25 protein-coding genes are annotated in these 22561 nt (G+C 60.7%); 23 read left to right on the forward strand and 2 right to left on the reverse strand.

Going from position 1 to position 22561, the window contains the following annotated elements:
- Positions 1-196 precede the first annotated feature (196 nt).
- The 9 genes from FFI16_RS05805 (at position 197) to flhB (ending at position 7143) form a co-directional block, all read left to right on the forward strand.
- Positions 197-1537, forward strand: coding sequence for a flagellar hook-length control protein FliK (locus FFI16_RS05805; protein WP_138814488.1), 1341 nt, complete (start codon positions 197-199; stop codon positions 1535-1537).
- A gap of 222 nt (positions 1538-1759) precedes the next feature.
- On the forward strand, positions 1760-2263 hold the full coding sequence (gene fliL, locus FFI16_RS05810; protein ID WP_017134945.1) for a flagellar basal body-associated protein FliL: 504 nt from the start codon (positions 1760-1762) through the stop codon (positions 2261-2263).
- Between the two features lie 9 nt (positions 2264-2272).
- Positions 2273-3241 (forward strand): flagellar motor switch protein FliM, encoded by a 969-nt coding sequence (gene fliM, locus FFI16_RS05815; protein ID WP_010166091.1) that lies wholly within the window; start codon positions 2273-2275, stop codon positions 3239-3241.
- A gap of 45 nt (positions 3242-3286) precedes the next feature.
- Positions 3287-3754 carry a flagellar motor switch protein FliN gene (fliN, locus tag FFI16_RS05820; RefSeq protein ID WP_053257298.1) on the forward strand — a complete coding sequence of 156 codons (468 nt, stop codon included), beginning with the start codon at positions 3287-3289 and terminating at the stop codon, positions 3752-3754.
- A gap of 1 nt (position 3755) precedes the next feature.
- Complete coding sequence (gene fliO, locus FFI16_RS05825; RefSeq protein ID WP_138814489.1) at positions 3756-4196, forward strand: flagellar biosynthetic protein FliO; 441 nt, start codon at positions 3756-3758, stop codon at positions 4194-4196.
- Complete coding sequence (fliP, locus tag FFI16_RS05830; RefSeq protein ID WP_017134948.1) at positions 4196-4939, forward strand: flagellar type III secretion system pore protein FliP; 744 nt, start codon at positions 4196-4198, stop codon at positions 4937-4939. The genes fliO and fliP overlap by 1 nt, the downstream gene beginning before the upstream one ends.
- Positions 4940-4943: 4 nt before the next feature.
- Positions 4944-5213: a flagellar biosynthesis protein FliQ gene (fliQ, locus tag FFI16_RS05835; protein ID WP_003214552.1), complete on the forward strand. Its 270-nt coding sequence runs from the start codon at positions 4944-4946 to the stop codon at positions 5211-5213.
- Between the two features lie 4 nt (positions 5214-5217).
- A complete protein-coding gene (gene fliR / locus FFI16_RS05840; protein ID WP_138814490.1) occupies positions 5218-6003 on the forward strand; it encodes a flagellar biosynthetic protein FliR in 786 nt (261 codons plus the stop codon).
- A gap of 3 nt (positions 6004-6006) precedes the next feature.
- Positions 6007-7143, forward strand: coding sequence for a flagellar biosynthesis protein FlhB (gene flhB / locus FFI16_RS05845; RefSeq protein WP_138814491.1), 1137 nt, complete (start codon positions 6007-6009; stop codon positions 7141-7143).
- Between the two features lie 31 nt (positions 7144-7174).
- On the opposite strand, the gene FFI16_RS05850 is transcribed toward flhB, so the two are convergent.
- A complete protein-coding gene (locus tag FFI16_RS05850) occupies positions 7175-7468 on the reverse strand; it encodes a hypothetical protein (RefSeq protein ID WP_138814492.1) in 294 nt (97 codons plus the stop codon).
- 204 nt (positions 7469-7672) lie between these two features.
- On the opposite strand from FFI16_RS05850, the gene FFI16_RS05855 reads away from it, so the two are divergent.
- Both FFI16_RS05855 and FFI16_RS05865 read left to right on the forward strand, forming a co-directional pair.
- Positions 7673-7867: a cold-shock protein gene (locus FFI16_RS05855; protein ID WP_256666233.1), complete on the forward strand. Its 195-nt coding sequence runs from the start codon at positions 7673-7675 to the stop codon at positions 7865-7867.
- 391 nt (positions 7868-8258) lie between these two features.
- The gene (locus tag FFI16_RS05865) at positions 8259-8462 is read left to right on the forward strand and encodes a cold-shock protein (RefSeq protein WP_138814494.1); all 204 of its coding nucleotides are present in this window, start codon (positions 8259-8261) and stop codon (positions 8460-8462) included.
- Between the two features lie 118 nt (positions 8463-8580).
- Here FFI16_RS05865 and FFI16_RS05870 read toward each other — a convergent pair whose 3' ends face one another.
- Complete coding sequence (locus FFI16_RS05870; protein ID WP_138814495.1) at positions 8581-8841, reverse strand: DUF6124 family protein; 261 nt, start codon at positions 8839-8841, stop codon at positions 8581-8583.
- Between the two features lie 580 nt (positions 8842-9421).
- Here FFI16_RS05870 and flhA point away from each other — a divergent pair.
- The 12 genes from flhA to FFI16_RS05930 all read left to right on the forward strand — a co-directional run bounded on the left by flhA (position 9422) and on the right by FFI16_RS05930 (position 22548).
- Positions 9422-11536, forward strand: a complete 2115-nt coding sequence (flhA, locus tag FFI16_RS05875) for a flagellar biosynthesis protein FlhA (RefSeq protein ID WP_138815371.1) — start codon at positions 9422-9424, stop codon at positions 11534-11536.
- Between the two features lie 11 nt (positions 11537-11547).
- Entirely contained in the window at positions 11548-12864 is a 1317-nt protein-coding gene (gene flhF, locus FFI16_RS05880; RefSeq protein WP_138814496.1) for a flagellar biosynthesis protein FlhF, read from the forward strand.
- Positions 12865-12969: 105 nt separating this feature from the next.
- Positions 12970-13803: a flagellar synthesis regulator FleN gene (fleN, locus tag FFI16_RS05885; RefSeq protein WP_003192912.1), complete on the forward strand. Its 834-nt coding sequence runs from the start codon at positions 12970-12972 to the stop codon at positions 13801-13803.
- Entirely contained in the window at positions 13800-14540 is a 741-nt protein-coding gene (gene fliA, locus FFI16_RS05890) for an RNA polymerase sigma factor FliA (RefSeq protein WP_017134957.1), read from the forward strand. The genes fleN and fliA overlap by 4 nt, the downstream gene beginning before the upstream one ends.
- A 168-nt stretch (positions 14541-14708) precedes the next feature.
- The gene (locus tag FFI16_RS05895) at positions 14709-15083 is read left to right on the forward strand and encodes a chemotaxis response regulator CheY (RefSeq protein WP_003192908.1); all 375 of its coding nucleotides are present in this window, start codon (positions 14709-14711) and stop codon (positions 15081-15083) included.
- Positions 15084-15101: 18 nt separating this feature from the next.
- The gene (locus tag FFI16_RS05900) at positions 15102-15890 is read left to right on the forward strand and encodes a protein phosphatase CheZ (protein ID WP_138814497.1); all 789 of its coding nucleotides are present in this window, start codon (positions 15102-15104) and stop codon (positions 15888-15890) included.
- An 11-nt stretch (positions 15891-15901) separates the two neighbouring features.
- A complete protein-coding gene (locus FFI16_RS05905; protein ID WP_138814498.1) occupies positions 15902-18109 on the forward strand; it encodes a chemotaxis protein CheA in 2208 nt (735 codons plus the stop codon).
- A 49-nt stretch (positions 18110-18158) separates the two neighbouring features.
- Positions 18159-19280 carry a chemotaxis response regulator protein-glutamate methylesterase gene (locus tag FFI16_RS05910; protein WP_138814499.1) on the forward strand — a complete coding sequence of 374 codons (1122 nt, stop codon included), beginning with the start codon at positions 18159-18161 and terminating at the stop codon, positions 19278-19280.
- Positions 19280-20020, forward strand: coding sequence for a flagellar motor protein (locus FFI16_RS05915; protein ID WP_005790033.1), 741 nt, complete (start codon positions 19280-19282; stop codon positions 20018-20020). Before FFI16_RS05910 ends, FFI16_RS05915 begins: the two co-directional genes overlap by 1 nt.
- Before the next feature lie 15 nt (positions 20021-20035).
- A complete protein-coding gene (gene motD, locus FFI16_RS05920) occupies positions 20036-20923 on the forward strand; it encodes a flagellar motor protein MotD (protein ID WP_138814500.1) in 888 nt (295 codons plus the stop codon).
- Positions 20924-20974: 51 nt separating this feature from the next.
- On the forward strand, positions 20975-21763 hold the full coding sequence (locus FFI16_RS05925; protein ID WP_065911550.1) for a ParA family protein: 789 nt from the start codon (positions 20975-20977) through the stop codon (positions 21761-21763).
- Entirely contained in the window at positions 21763-22548 is a 786-nt protein-coding gene (locus tag FFI16_RS05930; protein ID WP_138814501.1) for a CheW domain-containing protein, read from the forward strand. Before FFI16_RS05925 ends, FFI16_RS05930 begins: the two co-directional genes overlap by 1 nt.
- Positions 22549-22561 lie beyond the last annotated feature (13 nt).

The raw sequence follows: 22561 nt of genomic DNA on the forward strand, positions 1-22561 counted from the left end.
GAGCGGGCTTGCTCGCGAAAGCGGTGTGTCAGCAACGAATTCATTGACTGACACACCGCTTTCGCGAGCAAGCCCGCTCCCACATTTAGACTGCGTTTTACCTGTCATTCGTCTTTGCTCCGCAAACCTGGCCCGACTCTTGCTCTATCTCCCAATACTGCATCCCCGACCCCCAATGCAGTGGAGACCTTTACCTATGCCAGTCGCCCCCAATTCGCTCCTTCAGGCTGCCGCTGCGGCCAAGCCTCAAGCGCCTGCCGCCACACCGGCTATAGCGGCAGCGGCCCCACGGGACAAGGGCCCTGGCTTCGCTCAAGTGTTCGCCAACCAAAGCCCCAAGCCCACGCTGAAGACCGACGACAGCCCGGTAAAAGCCTCGCGTGACAAGCCTTCGGACACCACTGCCAAGTCGGTCGCCAGCAACGACAAACCTGCCGCCAGCACGCCAGCGGTTGCCGATAGCGGCAATCCCTTGCCTGCCAAACCGGCCAAGTCCGACGACAGCGCCAGCAGTGATGACGACAAGCCCAGCGACCCGGCCCTGGCGCAGCAGCCTCCGGTTGATCCGGTGGTTGACCCGGCCGTGGTTGCCGCTGTTACGCCGGTGCCTGTCCCGGTGCCAACGCCTGCGCCGGTAGCGGCCAATGATGACAAGGCCCAGCCGGTGGTCTCCGCGCCGGTTGCGGTGACGGAAGATGCCAAGCAACCGGCCTTCGACCCTGAAGCCGATCCGCTGGATTCGATGCCGGCCGTGCGCCTGGCCATGGAGCAGGGCGGCCACGTCTCGGCCAGCAGCCAGACGCCGCAGAAAGCCGCCCCGACCACCGCTCAGGATCAGCCGACCGCCGCGCAGAACTTTGCTGCAGGTCTGGCCAACATGGTTGACCAGCAAGCCACCAAAGACAGCACTGACCAAGGCGGCGACAAGGCCTTCAGTGGGCTGATCGAAGGCGGCCTCAAGGATCTGAAAGACGCCAGCAGCGACACCCGCGTCGACGACTTCGCCAACCGCCTGGCCGCGCTGACCCAGGCCGCCACGCCGAAAACCGCGAATGCCTTGCCGCCCGTAGCCAATGCGCCGTTGGCCATGCACCAGAGTGGCTGGACCGAAGAAGTGGTCAACCGCGTGATGTACCTGTCCAGCGCCAACCTCAAGTCGGCGGAGATCCAGTTGCAGCCGGCTGAGCTGGGGCGCCTGGATATCAAGGTCAACATGACCGCCGACCAGCAGGCCCAGGTCAGCTTCATGAGCGGCCACGCCGTGGTGCGTGAAGCGCTGGAAAGCCAGTCCGGCCGTTTGCGCGAGATGTTCGCCCAGCAAGGCATGGGGCAGGTCGACGTCAATGTGTCTGACCAGTCCCGTGGCTGGCAGGGGCAGGGCCAGGAGCAACAGCAGCAGAACCAGGCGCGCGGCATAAGCGGCAGTGGCGGGCGTGGTGATGGCGGCGATGCGGGTGACGCTGCTGAAGTGGCGGCGGCGGTCGCGCCGGTGAGCCAGACCGTGATCGGCTCCAGCGCAGTCGACTATTACGCCTGACCTGAGCCAAAAAACGCGGTCAATGTGGGAGCTGGCTTGCCTGCGATGGCGGTGGGGCAGTTAATACTTCTGTAACTGATACACCGCTATCGCAGGCAAGCCAGCTCCCACATTTGGTTTGTGGTGTTTGTTCTCTCCCCAGCTGCCAGACAACTCTGGCATAACACTTGCTCTTGCCTTCCCGTAGATCTATGAATCCCCGAATAGTGACGGATTATTGGCATGGCGAAGAGCGACGACGCAGCAGCAACCCCACCCGCAGGCAAAGGCAAGCTCAAGCTGATCCTGTTGATTGTGCTGGGCCTGCTCCTGGCCATTGGCGCCTCGATTGGCGGCACCTGGTACATCATGCACAGCAGTGCGAGCAAACCGGCCCCCGCCGCCGAAACCGCCACTAACGTCAAGCAACCGGCAATCTTCGAACCGATGCTGCCGGCCTTTGTCGCCAACTACAATCAGAACGGTCGTCAACGCTACCTGCAGGTGAGCATCACCTTGCTGGCGCGCAACCAGGCGGACCTGGATGCGCTTAAAGTGCATATGCCGGTGATCCGCAACAACCTGGTGATGCTGTTCTCCGGTCAGAGCTTCGACAGCCTGGCCACCCCGGTCGGCCAGGAAATGCTGCGCCAGAAGGTCACTGCCAGCGTGCAGGAAGTGGCCCAGAAAGAGCTCGGCAAAGTCGTGGTCGAGCAGGCGCTCTTCACTAACTTCGTATTGCAGTAGGATCACGACATGGCCGTGCAAGACCTGCTGTCCCAGGATGAAATCGACGCGCTGTTGCATGGCGTCGACGATGGTCTGGTACAGACCGAAATGGCTGCCGAGCCCGGCAGCGTCAAAAGTTATGACCTCACCAGCCAGGATCGCATCGTCCGTGGGCGCATGCCGACTCTGGAGATGATCAACGAGCGTTTCGCCCGCTACACCCGTATCAGCATGTTCAACATGCTGCGCCGTTCGGCGGACGTGGCGGTGGGCGGCGTGCAGGTGATGAAATTCGGTGAATACGTGCACTCGCTGTACGTGCCCACCAGCCTCAACCTGGTCAAGATCAAACCGCTGCGCGGCACTGCGCTGTTCATCCTCGACGCCAAACTGGTGTTCAAGTTGGTGGACAACTTCTTCGGCGGCGACGGCCGCCACGCCAAGATCGAAGGGCGTGAATTCACCCCCACCGAACTGCGTGTGGTGCGCATGGTGCTGGAGCAAGCCTTCATCGACTTGAAGGAAGCCTGGCAGGCGATCATGGAAGTCAATTTCGAGTACATCAACTCGGAAGTGAACCCGGCCATGGCCAACATCGTCGGCCCCAGCGAAGCCATTGTGGTGTCCACCTTCCACATCGAACTCGATGGCGGCGGCGGCGACCTGCACGTGACCATGCCGTACTCGATGATCGAGCCGGTACGCGAAATGCTCGACGCCGGCTTCCAGTCCGACCTCGACGACCAGGACGAGCGCTGGGTCAAGGCCCTGCGCGAAGACCTGCTGGACGTCGACGTGCCTTTAAGCGCCACTGTGGCCCGTCGCCAGCTGCGATTGCGCGATATTTTGCACATGCAACCGGGGGACGTGATCCCTGTGGAACTGCCGGAAGAGCTGATCATGCGCGCCAACGGCGTGCCGTCGTTCAAGGTCAAGCTCGGCTCCCACAAGGGCAACCTGGCGTTGCAAGTGATCGAACCGATCAACCGTCGCTGATCTGCCCCTTCTACCGATGAATTTTTGCTGCGCCGAGGACATGTAATGGCTACCGAACACGAAAACACTTCCGCCGAAGACCAGGCCCTGGCTGACGAATGGGCTGCGGCCCTGGAAGAAACCGGCGATGTGGGCCAGGACGACATCGATGCGCTGCTGGCCGCCGACGCCGCCAGTGCGCCGGCCGGCAAACGCCTGCCGATGGAAGAATTCGGCAGCGTGCCGAAAAACAATGACCCGGTGACCCTCGACGGCCCGAACCTGGATGTGATCCTCGACATTCCGGTGTCGATCTCCATGGAAGTCGGCAGCACCGAAATCAACATCCGCAACCTGCTGCAGCTCAACCAGGGTTCGGTGATCGAGCTCGACCGCCTGGCCGGTGAGCCGCTGGACGTGCTGGTCAACGGCACCCTGATCGCCCATGGCGAGGTGGTGGTGGTCAACGAGAAGTTCGGCATCCGCCTGACGGACGTGATCAGCCCAAGCGAACGCATCAAGAAGTTGCGCTGAGATGAAGTATTCGATGGCGGGACTGTTTCTGGCGCTGCCATTGAGCGCCATCGCGGCTGAGCCGGTCGCCCAAGCGGTCACTGCGGCGCCGGTGGTCAGCAGTGGCATCGGTGGGCAATTGACCCAGCTGGTGCTTGGGTTGTTGCTGGTGGTCGGCCTGATCTTCGTGCTCGCCTGGCTGATGCGCCGCGTGCAGCGCATCGGGCCGGGCAATGCCCAGGTGATCGAGATGATCGGCTCGCGTGCCCTCGGCCCGCGTGATCGTCTGGTGTTGGTGCAGGTGGGCGAGGAGCAGATTCTGCTCGGCATCACGCCCGGCCGCATCACCCCGTTGCACGTGCTCAAGACGCCGGTGGAAGCCACCAAGACCGAGGCCGCCACGCCGGAATTCGCCCAGCGCCTGATGGAGTTGCTGGGCAAGGATCAGAAGGATAAGAAGTAATGCGCGTTTTATTGACGCTCATGCTGTTGCTGGCCGCGCCTCTGGCGTTGGCGGCCGACCCGTTGTCGATCCCGGCGATCACCCTGGGCACCAACGCTGCCGGCGCCCAGGAGTATTCGGTCAGCCTGCAGATTTTGCTGATCATGACTGCGCTGAGTTTTATCCCGGCGTTTGTCATGCTCATGACCAGCTTCACGCGGATCATCATCGTGTTCTCGATTTTGCGTCAGGCCCTGGGCCTGCAGCAGACACCGTCGAACCAGATCCTTACCGGCATGGCGCTGTTTTTGACGCTGTTTATCATGGCGCCGGTGTTCGACAAGGTGAACCAGCAAGCCTTGCAACCCTACCTGGCCGAGAAACTCACGGCCCAGGACGCGATCGACAAGGCCCAGGGCCCGATCAAGGACTTCATGCTGTCGCAAACCCGCTCCAGCGACCTTGAGCTGTTTATGCGCCTGTCCAAGCGCACCGACATTGCCACGCCGGATCAGGCGCCGCTGACCATTCTGGTACCGGCATTCGTCACCTCCGAATTAAAAACCGCGTTCCAGATCGGCTTCATGATCTTTATCCCGTTCCTGATCATCGACCTGGTGGTGGCGAGCGTGCTGATGGCCATGGGTATGATGATGCTGTCGCCGCTGATTATTTCGTTGCCGTTCAAGATCATGTTGTTTGTGCTGGTGGACGGCTGGGCGCTGATTATCGGCACCCTGGCCAGCAGTTTCGGCGGGGTGTAGTGACATGACGCCAGAAGTAGCGGTCGACCTGTTCCGTGAAGCGCTATGGCTGACCACCATGATGGTCGCCGTGCTGGTGGTGCCGAGCCTGTTGGTGGGCCTGCTGGTGGCGATGTTCCAGGCCGCGACCCAGATCAACGAACAAACCTTGAGCTTCCTCCCGCGTTTGCTGGTGATGCTGATCACCCTGATCGTCGCCGGCCCGTGGCTGGTGCAAACCTTTATGGAATACATCCTGCAGCTGTACGGCAGTATTCCGCAGTTGATCGGCTGACCGGATGCAATCGGTACTGGCCTTGACCGACACCCAGATCAGCACCTGGGTGGCGTCTTTTATCCTGCCAATGTTTCGCGTCACGGCGGTGCTGATGACCATGCCGGTGTTCGGGACCACCTTGGTGCCGAGGCGCATCCGCCTGTATTTTGCCTTCGCCATTACCATCGTCATCGTGCCCGGCTTGCCGCCGATGCCGCCGGTGAATGCCCTGGACCTCAGCGCGTTATTGCTGATTGCCGAACAGATCCTGATCGGTGCGCTGATGGGCTTTTCCCTCACCTTGTTCTTCCAGGCCTTTGTGATCGCCGGGCAAATCATCTCGATCCAGATGGGCATGGGCTTCGCGTCCATGGTCGACCCCACCAACGGCGTGTCAGTGGCGGTGATCGGGCAGTTCCTGACCATGCTGGTGACCTTGATCTTCCTGGCGATGAATGGGCATCTGGTGGTGTTCGAGGTGCTGACCGAAAGCTTCACCACCTTGCCGGTGGGCTCAGGGTTGGTGGTCAATCACTTCTGGGAATTGGTTGGGCGCATGAGTTGGGTGCTCGGCGCGTCGTTGTTGCTGGTGCTGCCGGCGATTACTGCGCTGCTGGTGGTCAACATCGCGTTTGGCGTGATGACCCGTGCGGCGCCGCAACTGAACATTTTTTCGATTGGTTTCCCGCTGACCCTGGTGTTGGGCATGGGGATTTTCTGGATCGGCATGGCCGACATTCTCAATCAGTATCAACCGCTGGCCACCGACGCCTTGCAGTTCTTACGTGATCTGGCACGGGCGCGTTGAGCCATGGCCGAGAGCGAGAGTGGCCAGGACAAAACAGAAGACCCCACGGAGAAACGTAAAAAGGACTCCAGGGAAAAGGGCGAGATTGCCCGCTCCAAAGAACTCAATACCCTGGCGGTGATGCTCGCCGGTGCCGGTGGCCTGCTGATCTACGGCGGCGGCCTGGCGCTGGACCTGATGGAGCTGATGAAACTCAACTTTTCGCTGCCGCGCGAAGTGCTGCTGAGCCCCGGCGCCATGGGCCAGTACCTGCTGCACTCCGGCAAGATCGCGATTCTGGCGGTGCAGCCGGTGCTTATCACCCTGTTGCTGGCAGCACTGATCGGGCCGGTTTCCTTGGGTGGCTGGTTGTTTGCCGCCGGCAGCATGGCGCCCAAGTTCAGCCGCATGAACCCTGGGCCTGGGCTCAAGCGCATGTTTTCCACCAAGGCATTGGTGGAGTTGCTCAAGGCGTTGGCCAAATTCATTTTGATTTTGTTTGTGGCGCTGACGGTGTTGTCATCCGATATCGACGACTTGCTGCGCATTGCCCATGAACCGCTGGAATCGGCAATTATTCACAGCGTGCAGGTGGTGGGCTGGAGTGCGCTGTGGATGGCCTGCGGGCTGATCATCATCGCCGCCGTGGATGCGCCGATCCAGCTGTGGGAAAGCCACAAGAAACTGCTGATGACCAAGCAGGAAGTGCGTGACGAACACAAAGACCAGGAAGGCCGACCCGAGGTCAAACAGCGGATTCGCCAACTGCAACGGGAAATGTCCCAGCGCAAGATGATGGCGGCGGTGCCGGAGGCCGACGTGGTCATCACCAACCCGACCCACTACGCCGTGGCGCTCAAATACGACCCGGAGAAGGGCGGCGCACCGATGTTGCTGGCCAAGGGCAGCGACTTTACCGCGCTGAAGATTCGCGAAATCGCCGTGGCCAACGACATCCTGCTGCTGGAGTCGCCGGAGCTGGCGCGGTCGATCTTCTACTCCACCGACCTCGACCAGGAAATCCCCGCAGGCCTGTACCTGGCGGTGGCGCAGGTGTTGGCCTACGTGTACCAGATCCGCCAATACCGCGCAGGCAAGGGCAAACGGCCGGACCCGCTCAAAGACCTGCCGATTCCGCCGGAGTTGCGCCGCGATTCCTGATGTTCACTTGCTTTTTCATGGGGTGAATTAATTAATCAAAGTCTTCTTCACTTGATTCTGGTGTTCTTAATGATCCGTCTTCTTCACTTGATTTTGGTGCTCTTAATGATCCGTCTTCATTAAGGGTGCTGTCTCCTATTTTTACGGAATCAATCTGGTCGTAAGAAAACGGCATGTTTTTGCCGTAGGTCGTCCAGTAAATGGTCAATGTGCCATTTTTTGCGGAAATAAAGGTGCCATTGCGATGAGCGCGATCTCGTTGTTCAACAACTATAAGCTTGGTGCCTACAGCGATGTTTGTGAAAGAGCTGTCAGTAAAGGCCATGATTTATATCTCCAGTAAGAGTAAAGCTGCATGTTTCACCCCTTTCATAGCATTGACTACTGTCAGAGTTGACAGTTGACTTAAAGAGTGTTTTGGCAATACCCAGTCACCACCCAGCCCTCCCACGCGCTCATTTCTCCCCTCTTACCTGTCAACTTTGACAGTATCCATTGCACCGCCTTCACTGTTAGATAGAGCGGCGAGGTGCGCCTCTATGCGCGGCTCGGGAGAGCGGTCATGGACAGGGCTACGGTCAGGTGGTTTGACGCCGTCAAGGGCATTGGTTTTGTCGCCCGCGACCGCGAAGGCAATGCGGTACCCGTTCAGGCAACGGGCAATCCCTGCAGCGAAATCGATGCGCCGCCCAAGGCGCGCAAATCCCGCAAGCGAAAAAAATAACTTCCGCCTGCTCAGCAAACAATCACTACCACTGGTCGTTAAACCCCGTCTACCTGTCAACTCTGACAGTAGTCAGTTCTGCATTCCTGCGGTTTTATGGTGCCAGGCACTGTACGCAAGTAGTAACGAGATGCAGGGGAAAGGTGATGGAAGCGGTGACGGGGACGATCAAGGTTTATAACCGCAAGACCGGTGAAGGGCTGATTGCGTTGGACGGCGATGATGAGCCGGTGTGTTTGGACCGCTTGAGTTCAGCGTGTACCCGGTGGAGAGAAGGCCAGCGGGTACAGTTCGCCAGGATTCACCGGCCAAAGGGTGTGTTTGCGTTTTGCATCAGGCGTATCTAGCGACTCGGGTGCGGATTTTTGAATGGGATGTCAGGAGAACGGTAATGGCGACGGGCAAAGTGAAGTGGTTTAACGCGGAGAAGGGTTTTGGGTTTATTACCCAGGATGGTGGCGGACCTGATCTTTTTGTTCATTTTTCTGCAATTAAAGGTGACGGGTTCAAGACGCTTGAAGAAAACCAAAAGGTGGAGTTCGAGATAGGGCAGGGAGCAAAAGGACCTCAGGCAACGGATGTGCGGTCCGCTTGACGGCTCATTGATCGTTCCCACGCGGGAGCGTAGGAACGATCATCACTGACTTACAACTGGCCCTTCAGTGCCTGACCCACCGCAATCGCAGGCAAGCCAGCTCCCACAGTTGAACAGGTCACCGCTCGACGATCGTCGCTGGTGACGGCGCTCTGTCATCCAGCAGCCGCTCAGCCAGCAATCGGCCGATCTCAAGCAACTGCGCAATACCCAGCGCACCTTCTCGCTGTGTTCCCTCCAGGTCAAAGGCGAAGTCGCAGGTCAGGGCGTGGGCGGAGGCCAGGTTTTCGGTGAGGTTGACCAGCAGGTCTTCGGTGCTGATGCCGTCGATAAGGGTGAGGATTACGCTGGGTGGGGGATTTGGGGTGGGTTTGATCATTGTGAAGCTCCTTGCGAAAGTGGAGCCGCCACTGATCGCCGCGACGCGATTGAAGGTGGCAGCTGTACGCAGGTTCGCGGACCGGTCTAGGAGCAACCCGGCATACCCGAAGGTATCCCGCGCACAGCCGCCATAGCGCCGCACAGTAGACGATAAAAAAGCGTCGACTGAAAGGGAGATGGTGCTTTTACTCCGTAGTAAACCGGGCCGCGACGCCCGACCACTGCATTTGCAGCGGTGTACGGAGACTAGGGAGCCCGGTTCCTAGGGGCAACCCGAAAACCTTGTCGGAAATTTCCTCAGTACCAGCAGGTACACCCCCATCCAACTGTGGGAGCGGGCTTGCTCGCGAAAGCGGTGTGTCAGCCAAAACTCTTCTAACTGAACCACCGCCTTCGCGAGCAAGCCCGCTCCCACAGTTGAATCGCTTTACACTCGGCACACCCGGTTGTTTGTGAGGCCATCGAAGCCTCAAAGCAAAAGTTGGAAGGCTTCTTGCAATACCGCCTCCAGGACGCTCTCCAGCGTCAAAACTTTGCTTCAAGGAACACGAGGAATACCGGTGGTAGATCGCTCTCAAATGCTCAACACGGCCCGTGGCACCCTGACTGATTTGTCGCGGGGCAACCTGGGTGTGCCGTTGTTGTTGCTGGTGATGCTGGCAATGATGATGTTGCCGATGCCGCCGTTCCTGCTCGACGTGTTTTTCACCTTCAACATTGCGCTGTCGGTGGTGGTGCTGCTGGTTTGCGTGTACGCCCTGCGGCCGCTGGATTTCGCGGTATTCCCAACCATTTTGCTGATTGCGACCCTGCTGCGCCTGGCGCTCAACGTGGCGTCTACGCGGGTGGTGATGCTCCACGGCCAGGACGGCCACGCCGCCGCCGGTAAGGTGATCCAGGCCTTCGGTGAGGTGGTGATCGGCGGCAACTATGTGGTCGGTATCGTGGTGTTCGCGATCCTGATGATCATCAACTTCGTGGTGGTGACCAAGGGCGCCGGGCGGATTTCCGAGGTGAGCGCTCGGTTTACCCTCGACGCCATGCCCGGCAAGCAAATGGCCATCGACGCCGACCTCAACGCCGGCCTGATTGACCAGAACCAAGCCAAATCCCGTCGCCTGGAAGTCGCCCAGGAAGCCGAGTTCTATGGCTCCATGGACGGCGCGAGTAAGTTCGTGCGCGGTGACGCCATCGCCGGCCTGTTGATCCTGTTTATCAACCTGATCGGCGGCATGGCGGTCGGGATCTTCCAGCACGGCATGACCTTCGGCGATGCGGGCAAGGTCTACGCCTTGCTGACCATCGGTGACGGTTTAGTGGCGCAATTGCCATCACTGTTGTTATCCACAGCTGCAGCCATCATGGTTACCCGTGCTTCGGGCTCCGAAGACATGGGCAAGCAGATCAGCCGCCAGATGTTCGCCTCGCCCAAGGCGCTGGCCGTGGCCGCCGGTATCATGGCGATCATGGGCATCGTGCCGGGCATGCCGCACGTGTCGTTCCTGAGCATGGCGGCCATGGCCGCCGGTGGTGCCTACCTGTTCTGGCGCAAGCAAAATGCCGTCAAGGTCCAGGCCCAGCAGGAAATCGCCCGCCAGCAAGACTTGCTGCCATCCCCGGCCCGCGCCCAGGAAACCAAGGAGTTGGGCTGGGATGACGTCACCCCGATCGACATGATCGGCCTGGAAGTCGGCTACCGCCTGATTCCGCTGGTGGACCGCAACCAGGGCGGCCAATTGCTGGCGCGGATCAAGGGTGTGCGCAAGAAGCTGTCGCAGGACTTGGGCTTCTTGATGCCCACCGTACACATTCGCGACAACCTCGACCTGGCCCCCAGCGCCTACCGCCTGACCCTGATGGGCGTGATCCTGGCCGAAGCCGAGATTTACCCGGACCGCGAACTGGCGATCAACCCCGGCCAAGTGTTCGGCACGCTCAACGGCATTACCGCCAAAGATCCGGCTTTTGGCCTGGAGGCGGTGTGGATCGAAGTCAGCCAGCGCAGCCAGGCACAATCGCTGGGTTACACCGTGGTGGACGCCAGCACGGTGGTGGCCACCCACCTCAACCAGATCCTCTATAAGCACTCCCACGAGCTGATCGGCCACGAGGAAGTCCAGCAATTGATGGGTTTGCTGGCCAAAGCCTCGCCAAAACTGGCCGAAGAACTGGTGCCGGGCGTGCTGTCGCTGTCGCAGTTGCTCAAGGTGCTGCAAGCCTTGCTCGCCGAACAGGTGCCGGTGCGCGACATTCGCAGCATTGCCGAGGCCATCGCCAACAATGCCGCCAAGAGTCAAGATACTGCCGCTTTGGTGGCTGCGGTGCGTGTCGGCTTGTCCCGCGCCATCCTGCAAAGCATTGTAGGCATTGAGTCTGAGCTGCCTGTGATCACCTTGGAACCAAGGTTGGAACAAATATTGCTCAATAGTATTCAGAAGGCCGGGCTTGGCCAGGAAGAGGGCGTTCTGCTGGAGCCAAGCATGGCTGAGAAACTGCAGCGTTCGTTGATCGAAGCCGCACAGCGTCAGGAAATGGCGGGCCACCCGGTGATTCTGCTGGTGGCAGGCCCGGTTCGAGCGATGTTGTCGCGGTTTGGACGGCTGGCAGTACCGAATTTGCACGTTTTGGCTTATCAGGAAATTCCTGACAACAAGCAAGTGACTATCGTCGCGACAGTAGGGCCCAACGGCTGAGGTAGTGGGTTATGCAAGTTAAGCGTTTTTTCGCCGCCGATATGCGTCAGGCCATGAAACTGGTACGTGATGAGCTGGGCGCCGATGCCGCGATTATTGGAAACCGTCGCATTGCCGGCGGTGTCGAGCTGACGGCTGCCCTGGATTACACCCCCTCGGCGCTGGCGCCGCGTGTGCCGAACATGGAACTCGAAGACGAGCTGCGCAAGACCGCTTCGCGCATTGTCTCGGCCCAGGCTGAATTGAGCATGCGTGGCGACAGCGATGCCAGCACCAATCGCCAGCTGTTCGCCGGCCTGCCGCTGACTGCCGCCGAGCCGTTGGTAGAACCGACCTTCAAAGAACCGCCACGTCCTGCAGCGCCAGCCCCGGCCGCCGCCGTCGACCAGCGCGCGCTCGACTCGATGCGTTTTGAACTCAATGGCCTGCGTGAGCTGCTCGAAGTGCAGCTGGGCTCGCTGGCGTGGACACAGCTGCAAGGCAGCAAACCGCAGCAGGCCAACCTGTGGCGTCGCCTGCAACGCATTGGCCTGTCCGGCCCGTTGTCGCGCGATTTGCTTGCACTCACTGCCGAAGTCGAAGAACCACGCCAGGCCTGGCGCATGTTGCTGGCGCACCTGGCGCGCATGATCGCCACGCCGGAAATCGAACCGCTGGAAGAGGGCGGTGTGATTGCCATGGTCGGCCCCGCCGGCATGGGCAAGACCACCACCCTGGCCAAGCTGGCCGCACGTTATGTGCTCAAGTACGGCGCGCAGAACATCGCGCTGGTGAGCATGGACAGCTACCGCATCGGCGCCCAGGAGCAGCTCAAGACCCTGGGCCGCATCCTCAATGTGACGGTGACCCACGTCGACCCGGGCCAGTCCCTGGCCAATGCGCTCGACCCACTGCTGCGCAAGCGCGTGGTGTTGATCGACACGGCCGGCCTGCAGGCCAGCGACCCGGCACTGCGCATGCAGCTTGAAAGCCTGGCCGGGCGTGGCATTAAATCGAAAAATTACCTGGTGCTTGCAACCACCAGCCAGAAACAGGTTCTTACCGCTGCGTACCATAGTTACAAACGCTGCGGTCTGGCCGGTTGCATCCTCACCAAGCTCGACGAAACCGCGAGCCTGGGCGAGGTGTTGAGCCTGGCTATCAGTCATGAGTTACCGGTTGCCTACCTGACCGACGGGCCGCGGATCCCGGATGATTTACATCTGCCGCGCCGTCATCAGTTGGTCAGCCGCGCTGTCAGCGTGCAAATGCAAGAAGAGCCTAGCGAGGAAGCGATGGCCGACATGTTCGCCGACCTTTACCACAACCCGGCTAAGCGGGTGGGGTGAGGCAGGATGAACACCGTGAAATGTATCTACATCGATGGTCTGCAAGCGATTCACGCGGCCAAGCCATGTAGCCTGCGTCTAAGCAAGACAAGGTAAAGAAATAAAATGGGCAGCATGCATCCCGTACAGGTGATCGCGGTGACCGGCGGCAAAGGTGGCGTCGGGAAAACTAACGTGTCAGTGAATTTGTCCCTGGCCCTGGCAGAGCTTGGCCGTCGCGTCATGCTGCTGGATGCTGACCTGGGCTTGGCGAACGTGGACGTTCTGCTGGGGCTGACACCCAAACACACCCTTGCCGATGTGATCGAAGGCCGTTGTGAGCTGCGCGATGTGCTGCTGCAAGGCCCCGGTGGCATTCGCATCGTGCCGGCCGCCTCAGGCACCCAGAGCATGGTGCACCTGAGCCCGGCGCAGCATGCCGGCCTGATCCAGGCGTTCAGCGACATCGGCGACAACCTCGACGTGCTGGTGATCGACACCGCCGCCGGGATCGGCGAGTCGGTGGTCAGCTTCGTGCGCGCCGCGCAAGAAGTGCTGCTGGTGGTGTGCGACGAACCCACCTCGATCACCGACGCCTACGCCCTGATCAAATTGCTTAACCGTGACTACGGCATGAACCGCTTCCGCGTGCTGGCCAACATGGCCCAAAGCCCGCAGGAAGGGCGGAATCTGTTCGCCAAGTTGACCAAGGTCACGGATCGCTTCCTCGATGTAGCCTTACAATACGTCGGCGCAGTTCCCTATGACGAGTGTGTGCGCAAGGCTGTGCAAAAGCAGCGTGCAGTCTATGAAGCGTTCCCTCGTTCGAAGTGCGCACTGGCGTTCAAGGCTATTGCCCAGAAGGTCGATACTTGGCCGTTGCCTGCCAACCCGCGGGGGCATCTGGAGTTTTTCGTCGAGCGATTGGTGCATCAGACGAGCGCAGGACCGGTGCTATGACATCCAGCGGCTACAACCTTTACAAAAAGTCGGCACGTGACAGCCAGGGCGAACTGATCGAGCGCTATGCGCCCTTGGTCAAGCGCATTGCCTATCACTTGCTGGCACGCCTGCCTGCCAGTGTGCAGGTTGAGGACTTGATCCAGGCCGGCATGATCGGCCTGCTCGAAGTGTCGACCAAATACGACGCGAGCAAGGGCGCGAGTTTCGAGACGTATGCGGGTATCCGCATCCGGGGTGCGATGCTCGATGAAGTGCGTAAAGGGGATTGGGCGCCGCGTTCGGTACACCGCAATACGCGCATGGTCAGTGACGCAATTCGCGCAATTGAAGCAAAAACCGGTCGTGACGCTAAAGATCATGAAGTTGCGGCCGAACTCCAATTGAGTCTCGACGATTACTACGGGATTTTGAACGATACCTTGGGCAGCCGCCTGTTCAGTTTCGACGACCTGTTGCAGGACGGCGAACACGAAGGGCTGCACGAGGACGGCGCGAGTGCACATCTCGAACCGTCGCGCGACCTGGAAGACGAACGTTTCCAGAGCGCGTTGGCGGAGGCGATTGCCAATTTGCCGGAGCGTGAGCGACTGGTATTGGCGCTGTACTACGACGAAGAGCTGAACCTCAAGGAAATCGGTGAGGTCCTGGGGGTCAGCGAATCGCGTGTCAGCCAGCTGCATAGCCAGTGCGCAGCCCGCTTGCGGGGGCGATTGGGAGAGTGGCGCGCGCGCTGACAGGCAGTGTGGGGACACTGCAGACGCTACCGCAAAGGCTTGATGCTTTTGCGGGTTCGTGCCGTGGTGCCCTGGGCAGTCCTTTTTGTGTAACGCCTGTTGATTGAAATGGCGCGTCCAGGTGCTGGGCGCGTTTAAGACTGCTTGGAGGTCGAATTGGACAAGAACATGAAAATCCTCATCGTTGATGACTTCTCAACGATGCGGCGGATCATAAAAAACCTGTTGCGTGACCTTGGGTTCACCAACACGGTCGAGGCGGATGACGGCCTGACGGCGATTCCGATCCTCAACAGCGGGAGCATCGACTTTCTGGTAACCGACTGGAACATGCCGGGCATGACCGGTATCGACTTGCTGCGTCACGTGCGCGCCGATGAAAAACTGCGCAGCTTGCCGGTGTTGATGGTGACCGCCGAAGCCAAGCGTGAACAGATCATCGAAGCCGCCCAAGCCGGGGTTAACGGTTACGTGGTCAAGCCATTCACGGCGTTGGCCTTGAAAGAGAAGATCGAAAAAATCTTCGAACGCATCCACGGCTGATGTCACCACGGGGGAGCTATGGAGCATAAAGAAACGTCACAGGGAGACTTTGAGTCGACCCTGAAAAAGCATGCTCACCAGTTGGTCGAAAGCCTTGAAAAAGGCCAGTTCGGCGACGCGGTGCAGTTGATCCATGAGCTTAACCAGACCCGTGACCGCGGCCTGTATCAGGAAGTGGGAAAGCTCACACGCGAGCTGCACAGTGCAATCGTCAATTTCCAGATTGACCCGCACATGCCCCAGGCCGAAGAAATTTCGCAGATCACCGATGCCACCGAACGCCTGTCCTATGTGGTCAGGCTGACTGAGGCGGCGGCCAACCGCACCATGGACCTGGTGGAAAACGCCACGCCGCTGGTCAATGGCATGGCCACCGAAGCACAGGCCCTGAGCGTTGACTGGGGCCGCTTCATGCGCCGGGAAGTGGGGGCTGAGGAGTTTCGTGAGTTGGCGCGTCGGGTCGACGGCTTTCTGTCGCGCAGCGAACAGGAAAACCGCACGGTGGCCAGCAACCTCAATGACATTCTGCTGGCCCAGGATTACCAGGACCTCACCGGTCAAGTGATCAAGCGCGTGACCCAACTGGTCACCGAAGTGGAAAGCAACTTGCTCAAATTGGTGCTCATGGCCGGCCAGGTCGACCGTTTTGCCGGCATCGAACATGACCGCGCAGCGATCCTCTCGGAAAAAGATCCACAAAAACATCTCGCCAAGGGTGAAGGTCCGCAGATTCATGCCGATAAACGTGAAGACGTCGTATCCGGTCAAGATGACGTAGACGATTTGCTGTCCAGTTTAGGCTTCTAAGGAGCACCCACATGAGCTTCGGCGCCGATGAAGAAATCCTTCAGGATTTCCTTGTAGAGGCCGGCGAAATTTTAGAGCAACTGTCCGAACAACTGGTCGAGCTGGAAAGCCGACCGGATGATGCGAACCTGCTCAATGCAATTTTTCGCGGTTTTCACACTGTAAAAGGGGGCGCCGGCTTCCTCCAGCTCCATGAGCTGGTGGAGTGCTGTCACATCGCCGAGAACGTGTTCGACATCCTGCGCAAGGGTGAGCGGCACGTCGACTCGGAACTGATGGACGTGATTCTCGAAGCATTGGATGCGGTCAACGGCATGTTCAGTGAGGTGCGCGAACGTGCGCCGATCACGGCTGCCACGCCGGAGCTGTTGGCTGCGCTGGCACGCCTGGCCGAACCTGCTGATACCGCAGTTGCGCCGGTAGCTGCGCCTGAGCCGGTGGTTGAAGCCGAGCCGGATGTGACCGACAGCGAGTTCGAACAGCTGCTCAATTCCCTGAGCGCGGTGAAGGCCGAAGCTGAAGCACCGCAAGCGGCGCCTGCCGTGCCGACCAGCGAAGACATTACCGACGCAGAGTTTGAATCCCTGCTCGACCAGTTGCACGGTAAAGGCCAGTTTGCGCCGGACGCCGTGGCAGCTGCCGCCGAGTCGGCAGCGCCTGCTGCGCCTGCAAGCACCGACATTACCGACGACGAATTCGAAGCACTGCTCGACCAACTGCATGGCAAGGGCACGTTTGCCGCCGAAGCCTTGCCGGAAGTCGCCGCCATCGCGGCCGCACCGGCTGCCAGCGCCGCGCCTGCCAGCGTTGAGCCTGGCGCTGACGGCCTGATCTCCGATCACGAATTCGAAGCGCTGCTGGACGAGTTGCACGGCAAAGGCAAGTTCTCCGAAGTGGCCCCGGCCGCCGCAGCGACTGCCGCACCGGTGGCCGCCAAGCCTGCGCCGGCCAAAGCTGCCGCGCCTGTGGCTGCCAAGCCCGCACCGGCACCGGCTGCCGCACCTGCGCGTGCCGCAGCGGCGCCGGTAGCGGAAAAACCTGCCAGTGAAGCCGAAACCACCGTGCGGGTTGATACCGCGCGCCTGGACGACATCATGAACATGGTCGGCGAACTGGTGCTGGTGCGTAACCGCCTGGTGCGCCTGGGCTTGAACAGCGGCGACGAAGCCATGCAAAAGGCCGTGTCGAACCTTGACGTGGTCACCGCAGACTTGCAGACCGCCGTGATGAAAACGCGCATGCAGCCGATCAAGAAAGTCTTCGGCCGCTTCCCGCGCCTGGTTCGCGACCTGGCGCGCCAGCTCAAGAAAGAAATCAACCTGGAACTGGTGGGTGAAGAAACCGACCTCGACAAAAACCTTGTCGAGGCCCTGGCCGACCCGCTGGTCCACTTGGTGCGCAACGCCGTCGACCACGGCGTCGAAACCCCGGAAGAGCGCGAAGCCTCCGGCAAGTCGCGCAACGGCAAGGTGATTCTGGCGGCCGAGCAGGAAGGCGACCATATCCTGCTGTCGATCAGCGATGACGGCAAAGGCATGGACCCGGCGATTCTGCGCAATATCGCGGTCAAGCGTGGCGTGATGGACAAGGACGCCGCCGACCGCCTGACCGACACCGAATGCTACAACCTGATCTTCGCCCCGGGCTTCTCGACCAAGACCGAGATTTCCGACGTGTCCGGCCGTGGCGTGGGCATGGACGTGGTGAAAACCAAGATCAGCCAGCTCAACGGCTCGATCAACATCTACTCGACCAAGGGCCAGGGTTCCAAGATCGTGATCAAGGTGCCGTTGACCTTGGCGATCATGCCGACCCTGATGGTGATGCTGGGCAACCAGGCGTTCGCCTTCCCGCTGGTCAACGTCAACGAGATCTTCCACCTCGACCTGTCACGCACCAACGTGGTGGACGGCCAGGAAGTGGTGATCGTGCGCGACAAGGCGTTGCCACTGTTCTACCTCAAGCGCTGGCTGGTGGCCTCGGCCAAGCATGAAGAGCAGCGCGAAGGCCATGTGGTGATTCTGTCCGTGGGCACCCAGCGCATCGGCTTTGTGGTCGATCAACTGGTGGGCCAGGAAGAAGTGGTCATCAAGCCTTTGGGCAAAATGCTGCAGGGAACCCCAGGCATGTCGGGTGCGACCATCACCGGTGACGGTCGGATCGCGCTGATTCTTGATGTTCCGAGCATGCTCAAGCGTTACGCCGCTCGGCGTATTTGATTCTGGTGGGGCATCAAAGGTATTGCCCGCCCCGCCTAACGGAGTGTTTATGGCAGTCAAGGTCCTGGTGGTGGACGATTCGGGTTTCTTCCGCCGTCGCGTCTCGGAAATTCTTTCCGCCGATCCAACCATCCAGGTGGTCGGCACGGCCACCAACGGTAAAGAGGCGATTGATCAAGCCATTGCGTTGAAGCCGGACGTGATCACCATGGACTACGAGATGCCGATGATGGATGGCATCACCGCAGTCCGGCACATCATGCAGCGCTGCCCGACCCCGGTGTTGATGTTCTCCTCGCTGACCCACGAAGGCGCCCGGGTGACCCTGGATGCGCTGGACGCCGGTGCGGTGGACTTCCTGCCGAAGAATTTCGAAGACATCTCGCGCAACCCCGACAAGGTCAAGCAGATGCTGTGCGAGAAGGTGCACAGCATTTCGCGCAGTAACCGTCGCAGCCTGTTCAGTGCACCGGCGCCCGCGCCGGCTGCCGCGCCGACGCCGAGCACCTCGACGTTTGCGCGCCCGGCACCGGCACCCATAGCCCGGCCTGCGGTGGCACCGGTGCGTGCCCCGGCCCCGAGCGCGCATTCGCCTGCGCCCAAGCGCAAAGCCTACAAGCTGGTGGCCATTGGCACGTCCACTGGCGGCCCGGTGGCCTTACAACGGGTGTTGACCCAACTGCCGGCCAACTTCCCGGCGCCAATCGTGTTGATCCAGCACATGCCCGCCGCCTTTACCAAGGCCTTCGCCGAGCGCCTGGACAAGCTGTGCCGCATCAGCGTCAAGGAAGCCGAGGATGGTGACATCCTGCGCCCTGGCCTGGCGCTGCTGGCACCGGGCGGCAAACAGATGATGGTCGACGGCCGTGGCGCGATCAAAATCCTGCCGGGCGATGAGCGTCTGAACTACAAGCCGTGTGTGGATATCACCTTCGGTTCGGCGGCCAAGTCCTACGGCGACAAAGTTCTGGCGGTGGTCCTCACCGGCATGGGCGCCGACGGCCGTGAAGGCGCACGCCTGCTCAAGCAGGGCGGCAGCGCGATCTGGGCCCAGGACGAAGCCAGCTGTGTGATCTATGGCATGCCCATGGCCATCGTCAAGGCGGACCTGGCCGACGCTGTTTATAGCCTGGACGACATCGGTAAACATCTGGTGGAGGCCTGCCTCTGATGGATGTCTTGAGCCTGATTGGCATCACCATGGCGTTTGTCGCGATTATCGGCGGCAACTACCTCGAAGGCGGCCACCTCGGCGCCTTGGCCAACGGCCCGGCGGCGTTGATTGTGATTGGCGGCACCGTAGGCGCGGCGTTGTTGCAGTCGCCGCTGAGCTCGTTCAAGCGTGCCATGCAGATTCTGGTGTGGATCATCTTCCCGCCGCGCGTGGACCTGCCGGGTGGCATCGACCGCGTGGTCAACTGGAGCCTCACCGCACGCAAGGAAGGCCTGTTGGGCCTGGAAGGCGTGGCCGACGCCGAGCCCGACAGCTACGCGCGCAAAGGCCTGCAGCTGCTGGTCGACGGCGCCGAGCCGGAGGCGATTCGCAGCATCCTTGAGGTGGATTTCTACACCCAGGAAAGCCGCGATATCAACGCCGCCAAAGTCTTTGAAAGCATGGGCGGCTACGCGCCGACCATCGGCATCATCGGTGCGGTGATGGGCCTTATCCACGTGATGGGCAACCTGGCCGACCCGTCGCAGTTAGGCAGCGGCATTGCCGTGGCGTTTGTCGCCACCATTTACGGCGTGGCGAGTGCCAACCTGGTGTTGTTGCCGGTGGCCAGCAAGCTCAAGTCGATCGCCATGCGCCAGTCGCGTTACCGCGAAATGCTGCTGGAAGGTATTTTGTCGATTGCCGAGGGTGAGAACCCGCGCTCCATCGAATTGAAGCTCCAGGGCTTCATGGATTGATGGGAGGAGTCGATTGTGAGCCGTCGCCGCCGCGAGCCTGAAGAGCACGTCAACCATGAACGCTGGCTGGTGTCTTACGCCGACTTCATCACCTTGCTGTTCGCGTTTTTTGTGGTGATGTACTCCATCTCGTCGATCAACGAAGGCAAGTACAAGGTCATTTCCCAGGCGCTGATCGGCGTATTCAATGACACCGACCGCTCGATCAAGCCGATCCCGATTGGCGACGAGCGCCCCAAGACGGTGACCCCGGCCAAACCGCTGGTTAACGACAGCGATGAAACCGCCGCCGGCATCGGCGGTACCAGCGACCCGCTCAAAAGCATCGCCGATGACATCAGCGCAGCGTTTGGCGACCTGATCAAATCCAACCAGATGACCGTGCGCGGCAATGAGTTGTGGGTGGAGATCGAGCTTAATTCCAGCCTGCTGTTCGCCAGCGCCGATGCGTTGCCGAGTGATCAGGCGTTCACCATCATCGATAAGGTGGCGGCGATTCTCAAACCGTTTGAGAACCCGATCCACGTCGAGGGCTTTACCGATAATTTCCCGATCAGCACCGCGCAGTACCCGACCAACTGGGAGCTGTCCTCGGCGCGGGCCTCGAGCATCGTGCGTATGCTCGCGATGCAGGGCGTGAACCCAGGGCGCCTGGCGTCGGTGGGTTACGGTGAGTTCCAGCCGGTGGCCAATAACGCCACCGCCGAAGGCCGCGCGCGCAACCGCCGTGTGGTGCTGGTGGTGTCGCGTAACCTGGATGTGCGCCGCAGCCTGACCGGCACCGGCACCGCCAATGCAACACCGGATGCGGCCTTGAAGCGGGCTGGCACACAAACTGCACCGCCAACCGTTAAGCCGCCGGTTCGTCAGAGCGCCGTCAATTCTCCGTCGCCGGCTCAATAATGTTATGTAATGTCTCGGTCGCGCCTTAGCCTACCGGGAGGAACCAACTGAATGAGAGTCTGGGCAGTTGCCAATCAAAAGGGTGGAGTCGGCAAGACCACCACGTCCATCGCCTTGGCCGGCTTGCTGGCCGAGGCGGGCAAGCGTGTGGTCGTGGTCGACCTGGACCCGCACGGCTCGATGACCAGCTATTTCGGCTATGACCCGGATGCGCTGGAGCACAGCTGCTATGACCTGTTCCTGCACAAGGGCAGCGTACCGGCAGATTTGCCCGGGCAATTGCTGCTGCCCACCAGCAACGAGAGCATCTCGCTGTTGCCGTCGAGCACTGCGCTGGCGACCCTAGAGCGCCAGTCGCCAGGGCAGAGCGGCCTGGGCCTGGTGATCGCCAAGACCCTGGCGCAACTGTGGCAGGACTTCGACTACGCAATTATCGACAGCCCGCCGTTGCTGGGTGTGCTGATGGTCAACGCCTTGGCGGCCAGCCAGCAGTTGGTGATCCCGGTACAGACCGAGCATTTGGCCGTCAAAGGCCTGGAGCGCATGGTCAGCACCCTGGCGATGATCAACCGTTCGCGCAAACAGGCACTGCCGTACAGCATCGTGCCCACCCTGTTTGACCGCCGTACCCAGGCGTCGCTGGGCACCTTGCGGGTGTTGCGTGATGCTTACCCAGAAACGATCTGGAACGGCTACATTCCGGTGGACACGCGCCTGCGTGACGCCAGCCGCGCCGGGCTCACGCCGTCGCAGTTCGACGGCAAGAGCCGTGGCGTGCTGGCCTACCGCGCATTACTCAAGCATTTGCTGTCCCAGCAACTTGTGGCGCAGGTGGCGTGATGAACCGTCCCGTTGAGCTTAAGACCCGGCCGCAACTGGCACTGGAGTCCTACCTGGACGCCTTGCTGCAGGATGCGACGGCAGAAGAGTTGCCCGAGCCGATTCTGGTCCTTGAACCGGCGGTCATTGAACCCGAAAGCACGCTGGATGAATTTCAACTGGCGGTGCTCGAAGAGCAGGCGCGTGATGCCCACGTGGTGGTGCCGATTGTGCCTGTGCCCGTGGTGGTCACGTCGGCAGTGGTTGAGCCGGTGGTCGAAGTGCACCTGCCGCCGAGCATCACGCCGCCGCCGGCCACGGGCGATGGTCGCCCGGCGTGGGCGGCCGAGCCGTTCGAGTGCCTGCTGTTCGACGTCGCCGGGCTGACTCTGGCGGTGCCGCTGGTATGCCTGGGGTCGATTTATTCGCTGGAAGGCCAGGAGTTGACGCCGCTGTTCGGGCAACCGGAGTGGTTCCTCGGCATCCTGCCCAGCCAGGCCGGCAACCTCAAGGTGCTGGACACGGCGCGCTGGGTGATGCCCGACCGCTACCGCGATGACTTTCGCCAGGGCTTGCAATACGTGATCTCGGTGCAGGGCTACGAGTGGGGGCTGGCGGTGCATCAAGTCAGCCGCTCGTTGCGCCTGGACCCGAATGAAATCAAATGGCGCAGCCACCGTGGCCAGCGGCCATGGCTGGCGGGCACCGTGATTGAACATATGTGCGCGTTGCTCGACGTCGCCGAACTGGCCGAGTTGATCGCCAGCGGTGCGGTCAAGACGATGCCACAGAACAAACGCAGTTGATTGAACAATAAGG

Origin of the sequence: Pseudomonas sp. KBS0710, from assembly GCF_005938045.2 — a bacterium.
Lineage (GTDB): Bacteria > Pseudomonadota > Gammaproteobacteria > Pseudomonadales > Pseudomonadaceae > Aquipseudomonas.